The sequence below is a fragment of the Streptomyces sp. NPDC043427 genome (genome assembly GCF_056436655.1).
This window is the reverse complement of sequence record NZ_JBWKCC010000005.1, coordinates 262,439-274,904: the sequence shown is the minus strand read 5'-3', so window position 1 is coordinate 274,904 and position 12,466 is coordinate 262,439. Positions and strand designations below refer to the sequence as shown.

The 12,466-nt window shown below is 74.9% G+C and carries 1 protein-coding gene; it reads right to left on the bottom strand.

Features of this window, described 5'->3' with window-relative positions:
* Positions 1–12,462, bottom strand: coding sequence for an SDR family NAD(P)-dependent oxidoreductase (locus tag AC067M_RS13200; RefSeq protein WP_478697098.1), 12,462 nt, complete (start codon positions 12,460–12,462; stop codon positions 1–3).
* Positions 12,463–12,466 lie beyond the last annotated feature (4 nt).

Here is a 12,466-nt window from a genome sequence, read left to right as displayed (position 1 = left end):
TCAGGTCAGCTCCTCGTGGAGTTCCAGCATGGGCCTGCGGACCACGTCGGCGGGCCGGTGACGGGGTTCGGGGAGGGAAGGGCCGGAGGGCCCGGGCGGAGGTACGACGGCCGGCTCCTGGAACGGAGGTACGACGGCCGCGGACGGCCCTCGGTACGGCGGTACGGCAGCCGTGGACGGCTCTCGGTACGGCGGCGCTGCGGGCACGGTCGGGCCCGGCTGCGGCGAGGCGGTCGCCCTGGGCAGGCCCGGTTCAGGTTCGAGTGCGAGCAGTGGTCGGGGTGCCGGGCGCGGCTGCTCCGGTGCCCCCGGGCGGTCGAGCCAGTGGCGGGTGCGGCGGTATTCGGCGGGCGGCAGCGGGTTGCGGCGGGGCCGGTACGCGAGCCGTTCCTCGGGGAGCAGTTCGCGCAGCAGCACATGGGCGTTGGTGCCGCCGAACCCGAAGGCGCTCAGCCCGGCCCGCCGCACCGCGCCGCCCGCCGGTCTCCAGGGCTGGGCGGAGAGCGCCGGCCGGAACGGCGAGGTGTCGAAGGCGAAGCGCGGGTTGGGCCGCTCGCAGTGCAGGGTGGGCGGAATGGTCCCGTGGACGAGCGAGAGGATCACCTTGTGCAGCCCGGCCATGCCGGCGGCCATCAGCAGGTGGCCGACGTTGGACTTCACGCTGCCCACCGCGCAGTGCCCCACCGCCTCCGTGGTGCGGCGGAAGGCGCGGGTCAGCGCCTGCAGCTCCATCGGGTCGCCGATCATGGTGCCGGTGCCGTGCGCCTCGACGTACGTCACCGTGTCCGCGGTGACCCCGGCGGCGGCCAGTGTGTCGGCGACCAGCTCCTCCTGGGCCTGCGGGTTGGGGGTGGTCAGGCCCATCGTGCGGCCGTCGTTGTTGAGCAGGCAGGCCTCGATCACGGCGTGGATCCGGTCGCCGTCGGCGAGTGCCCGCGCGAGGGGTTTCAGCAGCACCGCCCCGACGCCCTCGCCGAGCACGATGCCGTTGGCGGTGGCGTCGAAGACATGACAGGCACCGTCGGGTGAGAGCGCCCCGGAGGCGCTGAGCTTCAGGAAGGGCGTTTCGTCCAGCAGCAGGTCGCCGCCGCCGACCAGCGCGGCCTCACAGTCCCCGGCGGTCAGGGCGCGCAGGGCCAGTTGGAGCGCGGTCAGCGATGAGGAGCAGGCGCTGTCGACGGTCACGTGGGGTCCACGCAGGTCGTAGACGTGGGCGGCGTGGGCGGCGATGAAGTTCTGGTTGAGGCCGGTCACCGAGTTGCGGTGCGGGACGGCCACCCGGCTGCCATAGGTGCTGGTGCCGGATCCCATGAAGAACGCGATCCGCCGTCCGGCCAGGTCCTCCCGGGAGTAGCCCGCGTCGCGCAGGGTCTCCTCCACCGTCTCCAGCGACAGCCGTACGAGCGGGTCGACGTGGCTCGCGTCGGCCGGGTCGATGCCGAAGAACTCCGGGTCGAACTCCTCGATGCCGTCCAGGAATCCGCCCCACTTGCTGACGCTGCGGCCCGGCGCCCGCTCGGGTGCCCACAGCCGGCGGTGGTCCCAGCGGGAGGCGGGCACCTCGGCGATGCCGCTCCGGCCGTCCCGCAGCAACTGCCAGAACCGCTCCAGGTCGGGTGCGCCCGGATAGCGACCGGCGGCACCGATCACGGCGACGAGGTGGTCGCCGGTCTCCGACGTACCCGATGCCGTGGGAACGGTAGCCGTGCCTCGTTGTCCGGTGGTGGCGACCGGATCGCCGGCCGGGGCAGGCTCGGAGCCGCTCTCGCCCCGGATCCACCGGGCGGTGCCCGTCGCGTGGTGTTCGAGGAGGTAGGCGGCCAGCCGGGCGGACGTCGGATGCTCCAGCACCAGGGACGGCGACAGCGACTCCCCCACGAGATCGTCGAGTTGGGCCACGATGTTGGCCACCAGGATGGAGTCGACACCGAGTTGGGTGAAGTGCGTGTCCGGGCCGACCCGCTCGACCGGCATCAGCAGGGCGCGGGCCAGCAGTCGGGCGACGGCCGCGGCGACAGCCGGCTGTGTCACGTCACCGGGGTCCTGCTCGGTCACGGGTTCCTCCTCGGCTCCGGGCGGGGTGGCCGGTGCGGGCCACACGGTGGGGTCGACCGCGGCCGCCACGCAGTGGGAGCGGCCCGTTGCCAGGGCGGTTTCCAGGAGGTCCAGGCCCTGGTCGACGGTGTGCGGGGCGAAGCCGTGCGCCGTGTAACGGGGGCTGCGTACCTCGCCCATGCCGGCTCCGGACCAGCTGCCCCAGGCGACGGAGAGGATCCGGGTGGGCCCGGCGCTCCGTTCGGCCACGGCGTCCAGTACGGCGTTGCCGGCGGCGTAGTCGGCGATCCCCACGGCCAGCTCCGGCACAGTGGCCGACAGCGAGGAGTACAGGACGATCCACTCCGGTGCGTCCTCGCGCAGCTCGTCCAGCAGCGCCAGGAGCCCCTCTCCCTTGGGCTGCCAGGTGTCCCGGACGGCGGCCGGGTCCTTGTGGACGAGTGCGGGGGTGCGGTGGTCGACGGATCCCGCGCAGTGCAGGACACCGCCGATGGGCCCGAGTTCACTCCGCACCCGGCCGAGGAATGCTCGCAGGTCGGTCAACTCACCTGTATGTACGGCAAGTCGCACTCCCCTTCGTTCCAGCTCCAGGAGTCCGGCCAAGCGTTCGTCGGAGGTGTCCGTGTCCCACGCGGAGCGCGGCGGCAGCGGACGCAGGCCGAGTAACGCAAGCCGCCTGGCGCCGCGTTCGGCCAGTCGCCGGGCTGCCGCGAGACCCAGCCCGCCGGTGCCTCCGGTGATCAGATACGTGCGGGACGGATCGACGCGCACCTGCGTCTGCTCCGTGTCCGGCAGGCGGACGAGCCGGGTGGCGAGCCGCCGGCCGTCGCCCAGCCGCACCTCCGCTTCGCCCGCCTCGAGGGCCAGTTCGCTCTCGACCAGGCGCAGCAGCGCCTCGCCGTCACCGGCGGGGGTGTCGCAGGTGACCGTGGTGGCGGACACGTGGGAGTACTCGGCGCCGAGCGAGCGGACGAGGCATGCCATCCGGGCGGCGGCGGGCCAGGGAGAGTCGGCCGCGCCGGAGGTGAGGTGCAGCAGCCGCAAGGGCCGGCCGTCGGCGGCGGACACCAGCGACTGCAGCAGACCCACGCGGCCCAGCTGGCCGTTCAGGCGCTGTGCCCCGGCCAGGTCCGTCAGGTCCGCCACCGCGTCCAGCCGGGGATGTGCCGCGCGCAGCCGCTCGCCCAGTGCACGTCCCGACGCGCCGTCGTCCGGGTCGAGATCGTACTCGTCAGGGCCGAGCCGGGGCAGCGCCGACAGCTCCCGTACGACGATCCACTCGGCCGCGTCGGCGCCAGGCAGCGCGGCGGTCACCGGCAGCGTGGTGTCGCGGCCGAGCAGCAGCACGCACACCGGCCGGCGCCCGTCCGGCACGGCGGGCGTCGCCCGCACGGTCTCCCACGAGCGGACCAGCAGCGCGGGCTCGTACCGGACCTCGCTTCCCGCGCTCTGCGGCCCGGCCCCGTCCGCCCGGTGGGCGTCGGTACCGACAGGAGTCTGAGGGCTAGGGCCGTGGGGCGCCTCCTGGGGGACCGCCTCCGCATCAGCGGCGGTAGCGGGGCCAGGGCGGCCGGCGTCGTCGTGACGGTGCTCGATCGCTCCCTCGCCGGTGCCGCTCGCCGCACCGGGCGGACCGTACCGCCTGCCGGTGTCGAACGGGTACACCGGGAACCGCACCCGCCGTCCGCCCTGCGGGAAGAGCGCCGACCAGTCCACCGTGCCGCCGGCCGTCCACGCGCGTACGGCGTCGGCCAGGGCGGCCGGAACCGGGCTCGAGAGCGGTGCGTCCGGCTCCCGGCCGGCGAGGAAGTCGGCGAGTCTCGCGCGCAGTTCGGCCGTGTCCCGGCAGATCAGCGCCAGCCGTCGGCGCTGCGGGGTGCGCCCGGTGCGGGAGGTGTGGGCGAGGTCGGCCAGCGGGGTGTCGGTGTCCGTGAGAAAACGGTGCAGGCGCTCCGCGTAGACGCGCAACCGCTCGTCATCCATGGCCGAGAGCGTGACGACCTGCGGCCCGGGTTCCGTGACCGGCTCGGCCGGGGTCTGCGGCGCTTCTTCCAGGACGGCGTGGGCGTTGGTGCCGCCGAAGCCGAAGGAGCTGACGCCGGCCCGCCGGGGCTCTTGTGGGTCGCGTCGTTCCCAGGGTTCCGGGCGGGTGGCGAGCCGCAGCGTGCCGTCGGACAGGTCGACGTGGGGGTTGACCTCCGTCACGTGCGGGGTGCCCGGCAGTGTGCGGTGGCGCATCGCCTGCACGACGGCGATCAGCCCGGCCAGCCCGGAGGCCGACTCCAGGTGGCCGACGGACGCCTTGACCGCGCCCAGGACACACCCGTCCGGCCGTTCGCCGGCGCCGCCGAGAGCCGTGCGCAGTCCCTCGATCTCGATCGGGTCACCCAGGGCCGTGCCGGTACCGTGCGTCTCGACGTAGGCCAGCGAGTGGCCCGGCACCCCGGCGTCGCGGAGCGCCGCGGTCACCACCTCGGCCTGAGCGGACGGGCGGGGCGCGGTGAGGGAGTGTGCCCGGCCGCCGTGGCCCACGGCGATGCCGCGCAGAACGGCGTGCACGGGGTCGCCGTCGGCGAGGGCCCGGGCGAGCGGCTTGAGCAGCACCGCGGCCCCGCCCTCCCCGCGGACGTATCCGTCGGCTGCCTTGTCGAAGGTGTGGCAGCGGCCGGTCGCCGAGAGCATTCCCGCGCCCGTCAGCGACGCGAAGTAGGTGGGCGTCAGGAGCACGTTGACACCTCCGGCCAGGGCCATGTCGCAGTCGCCGGAGCGGAGCGCCGTGACCGCGTGGTGCAGTGCCACCAGGGAGCTGGAGCAGGCGGTGTCGACGGCCTCGCTCGGGCCGCGCAGGTCGAGCTGGTGCGAGACCCGGTTGGCGATGATGCTGTGCACGTTTCCGGTGGCGAGGTGCGGGTGCCCGGTGTCGCCGCTGCGGGTGAGCCGCTCGGTGTAGTCGCTGAGGGTGACGCCGACGTACACGCCCGTGCGGGTCCCGGCGAGGGTGCGCGGGTCGAGTGCGGCGTCCTCGATGGCGTGCCAGCTCGTCTGGAGGAACAGTCGCTGCTGGGGGTCCATGAGGGCGGCCTCGCGCGGGGAGATGCCGAAGAACTCCGCGTCGAAGGCGTCCACGTCGGCGAGGAAGCCGCCCCGCGGTCCGGCCCCGTCCGCCCAGGACCGCACCGGGCCCCCGACCCGCTCGCCGTGCGTGTCCCCGGCGGCGGAGCCGACGCAGTCCCGTCCGGCCACGAGGTTGGCCCAGAACTCGTCGACGTCTCCCGCACCGGGGAAGCGTCCGGCCATGCCGATGACGGCGATGGGCTCCGCGCCGGTGGGCACCGGACGTCGGGGCTCGCCGCTCGGGGCGAGGGAAGCCGTCGGCAGGTCCGGTGCACCGGCCGGGGGCGCCGGTTCGACCACTCGCTCACGGGTCGTCAGGTACTGGCTCAGTTCTCCTACCGTGGGGTGTTCGTAGACCGCCACCGGTGTCAGGGCGAGTCCGTAGACCTCGTTGAGACGGTTGACCAGGCGGACGGTCTGGACGGAGTCCATCCCGACGTCCCCGAACCGGTCCTCCGGGCCCAGCCGGTCGGCGGGCAGCTTCAGCAGGGTGCGCACCTCCGCGGCGACCCGCTCCCGCACTCCCTCCCCGGCCACGTTCGGGACCGTGCTCTCGCGCCCGCCGAGAGCGGCGGCGATGCGGGCCTGATCGCCGTGGCCGACCAGGTAGGCGCCGGACTCGGCGGTCAGCAACGCGTCGAGCGCGCGCAACGCCTGCGTGGTGGGGATGGGCCGCAACCCGGTGGTGGTCGCGGTGAGTTCGATGACCGCCCGGGGCATGCGCATGCCTCCGTCCCGCCACAGCGGCCAGGCGGCGGAGACCGTCCGCCCGTGCCGCAGGCCCCGCCGGCGCAGCTGCTCGCGCCGTTCGGCGAAGGCGTCGAGGAAGCGGTTGGCCGCCGCGTAGTCGCACTGGCCGGCGTTGCCCGTCCAGCCGACGAAGGAGGAGGTGAGGAGGAGGAAGTCCAGTTCGTCGGTGGCGGTCAGACGGTCCACAAGCATGGTGCCGTCGGTCTTCGGCGCCAGGACCCTGCGCAGTGAGGCAGGGGTCTTGCCGGACAGCGGCGCGTCCTCCAGTACGCCCGCCGCGTGGACGATGCCGCGCAGGCCTCCGGTCAGCTCGCGGGCACGGGCGAGGGCGGCGGCGAGCGCGTCCTCGTCGGTGACGTCGGCCCGCAGGTAGTCGGCCCGGCTCCCCTGCCGCCTCAGCTCGGCCAGCAGCCGCTCGGTGTCCGGGGAGGAAGGTGAGCGGCCCAGCAGGACGAGGGCGGGCACGTGGTGTCGCTCGGCCAGGTGCGTGGCGATGAGCCGCCCCACTCCGCCGGCGCCGCCGGTGATCAGCACCCCACCACCGCGCAACGGTTCCGAAGGGGCCTGCCGTGCCGGGGCCGGCCGCGGCGTCCAGCGTCGTTCCCCGTCCCGCCTCACCTCGCGGTCCGGACCGAGCGCCTCGGCCAGCAGGTCGTTCAGTCGCGGGAGTTCGTCGTCGGCGACCTCGATCCGGCCGAGCCGCAGCGGCACCCCCTCCAGGGCCAGCGACCGGCCCAGCGCGTCCAGCGCCACGACGGCCGGCTCACCGGGCCGGCACACGACCGCGCAGCCGACGGGACGCCCGTGCTCGGCCGACCAGCGCGCCAGGGCCAGCGGCAGCGCGGCGGCGGCCTCCAGCGAGGGTGACTGTCCTCCGTAAGGGCGCAGATCCAGGACGACGATCCGGTCGGCGCCGGGATCGAGGAGCCCCGGAACGGAGTCCGCGTCCGCCCCGTGGACGGCCCGCACCCCCGTCGGCAGCCCGTGGGGCGCAACCCGTGGCTCGCCGCCGACGGTCACCAGGAGCAACCCGGCACCGGACCCGGCGGCCGGTGCGGCAGCGGCGGGCACCCACGTGGACCGGTAGAGCACCGTGTCGGACGGGGCCCCGCCCTCCGGTGCCGCCTCGCCCGCGTTCCCGCTGGGCAGCAGGGACGCCGTGAGGCGGGACGGCAGCCAGTGCCGTACGGGTGCGAACCGGGTCGGCGGAAGCGGGACCCGGCGGCACCCGGGCCCGGCGAGTTCCGCCCAGGGCAGTTCCGCGCCGTGCACCCACAGCCGTGCGGCCGGGGCCGGGTCCCCGGCGCGCAGCCGCTCCCGCAGGAAGGCGGTGCCTTCGGGGCCGGAGCCGAACACGTCGCCGAGGCCCTGGTGTTCGCCGAGCCGCCCGCGGACCAGTCCGGGCACCTCGGCGGCGCGTCCCGAGGCGATGCGTTCGAGTGCGGTGAGCAGGTCGGCGCGGTCTGCGGCCGGGAAGGCCAGGCGTTCGTCCTGCGGCTGTCGGCCGGTCTGGAGGGTGAACGCGATGTCGGCGATCCGGTGGCCCGGGGTGTCGAGGAGGGCGGTGCGCAACCGGCCCGTGTAGTCCCGTACGTCCTCCTCGTCCCGGCCGGAGAGGACGATCAGGCAGGGGTTTTCGTGGTCCTCTGTCCGCGCGGGCAGGGCGGGCGCCTCCTCCACCACCAGGTGGACATTGACGCCTCCGGCACCGAATGAGCTGAGGCCGGCCCGCAGCGAGCCGCCGCGGGCCTGCCACGGCTCGGCGGTACGCTGCACGCGGAACGGGGTGCGGACGAAGTCGATGTGCGGGTTCGCCGGATCCGCGTGCAGGGTCGGGGCCAGCGTGCGGTGGCGCAGCTGGAGCAGCACCTTGGTCAGGCCCGCGACGGCGGCGGCCGACTCCAGGTGGCCGATGTTGCTCTTGATGCTGCCGATGCCGCACCAGGCCTCGCGGTCCGCTGCGCCGCCGAACGCGTCGGTGAGGGCGCGTACTTCGATCGGGTCGCCGAGCGCGGTGCCCGAGCCGTGGGCCTCCACGTATCCGATCGAACCGGGCTCGACGCCCGCGGCGCGGTGGGCGCGGCGCACCAGCTCGGCCTGGGCCGTGGGGCTGGGCACGGTGAAACCGTTGGTCCGTCCGTCGGAGCCGGCGACGGCCGCGCGGATCACTCCGTGGATGTGGTCGCCGTCGGCCAGCGCCCGGTCGAGCCGCTTGAGCACCACGGCACCGACGCCTTCGCCGAGCACGAAGCCGTCCGCGCCGGCGCCGAAGGCACGGCAGCGGCCGGTGCGGGAGAGCATGCCCATCTGGGCGTATTGAAGGTGCCGGGCGGGATGCAGCACCAGGTTGATCCCGCCGGCCACGGCCGCGTCGACCTCGCCGCGCCGTACCGCGCCACAGGCCAGTTCCAGGGCCGTGCCGGAGGCCGAGCAGGCGGTGTCCACCGTCAGGCTGGGCCCGGTGAAGTCGAAGAGGTAGCTGACCCGGTTGGCGATCTGGTAGCCCTCCGCCCACGGGTAGGGGCTCTCCCCCGTCAGCGCGCCCTGGGCGCTGAACAGGCCGTAGTCGTTGGCCATCGCGCCCACGTACACGCCCGTGGCGCGGCCGATGCCCGCCGGGGTGTAGCCGGCGTCCTGGAGGGCCTGGTGGGCGGTCTCCAGGAAGAGCCGCTGGCGAGGGTCCATCAGTTCGGCCTCGGCAGGTGAGATGCCGAAGAAGAGGGAGTCGAACTCGTCCACGCCGTCGATGAGCGCCGCCCAGCGCGAGTACGTGCGTCCCGGGCCGCCCTCCGGGTCGTGCAGGAGCTCGTGGTCCCAGCGTTCCCGCGGGACATCGCCGACGCAGTCCCGGCCGGCGAGCAGGTTCTGCCACAGCTCGTCCGTGTCGCGGGCGCCCGGATACCGTCCCGCCAGACCGATGACGGCGACGGCGTGTTCGTGCTCGCCCGTCTGCCCGGCCGGCACCGCGACCGGCGCGGCCCGCGCGGCCTCCGGGGCCGCCCCGGCGGTGGCGGGCGCGGGCCGGTCCTCGGCGGCTTCGGCGGCGACGGTCGTGGGCCCCTCCTCGGACGCCAGCGCGTCGGCCAGCGAGCCGAGGACGCGGTGCTCGTACAACAGGGTGGCCGGCAGTTCGCCGTACCACTGCTCCAGGGCGACCGTTGCGTCCACGACGGCCAGGGACGAGGGCCGCAGTTCCTCCACGGTGGTGTCGGCGCCGAGCGCGGCGGCGGGTACGCCCAGGGTGCGGGACAGTACCTCGACGATCCGCGCGAGCGCCGTCGCCCGGCCGCCCGCGGGCAGCTCGATGCCGGACGGATCCCGGTCGCCCGGGACGGAAGCCGGCGGCTCCTCCGCGATGGCGGCCAGAGCGGCGTGCCCGGGCAGGGCCGACTGCCGTACCGGGTGAGCCTGCTCCTCCTCCGGTTGCTCGGCGATCGTCTCCGGCCGGAACGTCACCGCGGCGGCGGCCTCGACCGGCATCTCGTACACGACCGACCCGTCGTCCTGCTCCCTCGCCCGGTCGCCCGCCACCGAGTCCAGGAACCGCCGTGCGGGTACGTTGCGTTCGGTGGGGCGGTACGTCGTCCGCAGCACCGCGCACGTGTCGCGCACCTCCTCGGCCAGCCGGGCCAGGAAGGCGTGCTCGACGCCCTTGCCGAGCACCCGGCAGCTCATGAGGAACGCCTCCAGTTCGGCGGTCTCGCCCGCGGTGCGCAGCAGGGCGGCACCGACCACGCCGTAGTCGCCGAACCGGTCGGCGACCCGGACGGTGCGGCAGCGCAGGGACGGGTCGTCCGCGAGCAGGGCGCGCAGCTCGGACTCCTGCCGCCTGAGCGGCGCGATGTTGAACTGATTGGTGCGCTGCGTGAGTTGGGCGACCCGGGCGAGCGCGTCGCCCGTCGCTTCGCGGACCTCGACGCGCAGGTCCAGGTCCCGGAGGAAGTCGGCCAGCGTGGCCGAGGCCGCACGCAGCTCCCGGCGCCGCCCGGCGGTCTCGTAGAAGGAGGCGCGGGCGCGGTCCTCGTCGGTGACCTGGAGCCGGTCGAAGGCCCAGACGCGGTCGACGAAGCCGGGCAGGTCGGCGGGGTCGGCCGGGCAGGTGAGCGCGAGCAGCCGCGGGCAGGCCGCGCGCAGGGCGGCGATCTCGACCGGGTTGTCGTCGATCATCACGAACGAGTCGAGCCCGAGGTCGAGTTCGCGGGCGAGACCGGCGAGGTTGGCGGGCTTCGGCTCCCAGTTGACGCGTCGTGCCGTCAGGTGTTCCTCGCGAATCGGCATGTCCTCGCGCAGTTGCAGCACCTCGGCCACGTCCTGCGGGTCGTTCTTGCTGGCGAGGCAGAGCAGGACACCGCGGGCGCGCAACTCCAGCGCCCACTCCTGCAGTCGCCGGTGGCCGGGCTCGACGGTGACGCCGTGCGGGCCGTCCTCGGCGAGGACGCCGCCCCACAGGGTGTTGTCGCAGTCCAGCACGAGCACCTTGGCGGCGGGCACGAGGGCCGCGCGCGCGGCGCGGGCCGCCGCGGTGGCGAGAGCGGCGTATCCGGGGGTGGTGTAGGGGATGTGCGCCATGCGCAGGCGCCGGGCGTCATGGCAGGCGGCGATGGCCGGTCCGCCGCCGCGCCACTCCTCGGCGTCGAGCAGGTGCGCGCCCGCGACCGGGGCCAGCGCCGCGGCCAGTCGCTCGCGCAGCGGTGCCGTCGCCGTCGGGTCGGTGTCCGGTGTATCGGGGCACAGCAGGACCAGGAGGGGTACCGCGGACCGTCCGCACAGTCCGGCGGCGGCGCGGGCGAAGTCGTCGGCGGTGCGAGAGGCGTCGTCGGCGAGCCAGTCCTGTGGGCGGAGCAGCACGAGGTTGCAGCCGGCCCGGTTGCGGCCCATCTCGCTCGCCGGGTCGAGGAGTTGCTGGAAGACCTGACCGTAGTCGGCATACACGGGCTTGAGTCCCAGGTTCAGACGTGCCGTCCAGGCGCCGAGGTCGTCGTGCAGCGGGTCGGTGGTGAAGGTCGCGGCGACGACCAGGCTGCCGGTGGTCTCCTCGGGGTGCTGTCCCGCGGCCGGTTCCTCGAAGCGGTCGAGGATCGTGGGCCGGCCGGCTTCGGCCGGGGAACCGAGGTGGGCGACGACGGCTGCCGCGACCTCTTCCGTGGCCTGGACCGGCTCGGTGTCCAGAACGGAATCCGAGAAGGCGGTGGGCATCCGTCCGGGCCGTACGACGGTGCAGGCCAGCCGGGGTTGTTCCACGGCGGTGGCCCGGACCAGGCCTTCCAGGGCGAGCTTGGCGGTGACGTAGTGCGACCAGCCGGACGGCGGGGAGTCCACCCAGGCGGTCGAGACGGCGACGAGCCGGCCGGCGGCCTCGGCGAGCGGGGGCAACAGCGCGGCGAGCGGCACGCGGGCGAGGCGCAGGGCGTCGTGCAGGTAGCCGGCGGCGCGTTCGTCGGTCTCCGGTTCCAGGGTGAGTGCGGTGACCGGCGGGAAGGCGTTGAGGATCAGCACGTCCAGGCGGCCGTGCTCGCCGAGCACACGGTCGCGGGCGGCCTGTGCCCAGGCCGGGTCGGCGGCGTCACCGGGCAGCAGGTGCACGCGGTCGGCCAGTGCGCCGAGGGCGGTGCGGACGCCGTCGGCCTCGGCGGTGCTGCGGCGGTGGCCGAGGTAGACGGTGTAGCCGGCCAGGGCCAGGGCCTGGGTGAGGCTCGCGCCGAGACCCCGGCTGCCGCCGACCACCAGGGCCGTGCGGCCGCTCCCGGGTTCGCCGGCCGGCATCAGTGCGCGCAGCCGTGCCACGTCGGACTGCGGGGCAGCGCGGCGGGCCAGGGCGCGTACGTCGACGCGGCCGTGTCCGGGCAGCTCGCCGGTCAGGTCGACCAGGCCGTAGCGCCGGTCGACGGCGCGCACCTCCCACGCCCCGAAGTCGCCGGTGACCGAGTCGTCGTACTGGACGGTCAGGCCGGACACCAGCGCGTCCCGGCCAGGTAGTTCCATGCCGGCCAGATAGCTGGCCCAGCCGAGCGGGAGGGCGTGCCGGACGGAGATTCCGGCAGCCTCGGCTCCGATCACCTGGAGCAGTTCGCGCCACGCGTCGGCGGCGGCCGGGCAGCCGGCCTGGTGCCGCTGTCCGGGATCAGCCTGTTCGACGGTCGTGGCGGCGGCGGTCGTACGCCGGGGCCCGGGGACGTCCGCCGGGGCATCGGCGGCGGTACGGCCCGACGCGACGGCCACCGCCAGATCGAGCAGGAGGCGGCTGCCGTCGGTGACCCGGACGTGGAAGCCGTCCTCGGTGCGCTCGGCGGTGCGGCGGTAGGGCTGGCCGGGATAGGCGGGTGCGTGGAAGCGGGCGGTGATCCGGGTCAGCCGGCGGGGTGTGCGCCGGGCGGGCAGGGTCGCGAGCGCGTGCAGGATGACCAGCGCGCCGTGCGCGATCGGGCGGCCGAAGGAGGTCCTGGCGGCGTAATCGGCGTCGCCGTGCAGGGGGTTGGCGTCGCCGCTCGCGGTGGCGAAGCACCGGATCGCCTCTTCGGTGATGCGGAACTCGGTTGCGGCCACCTCG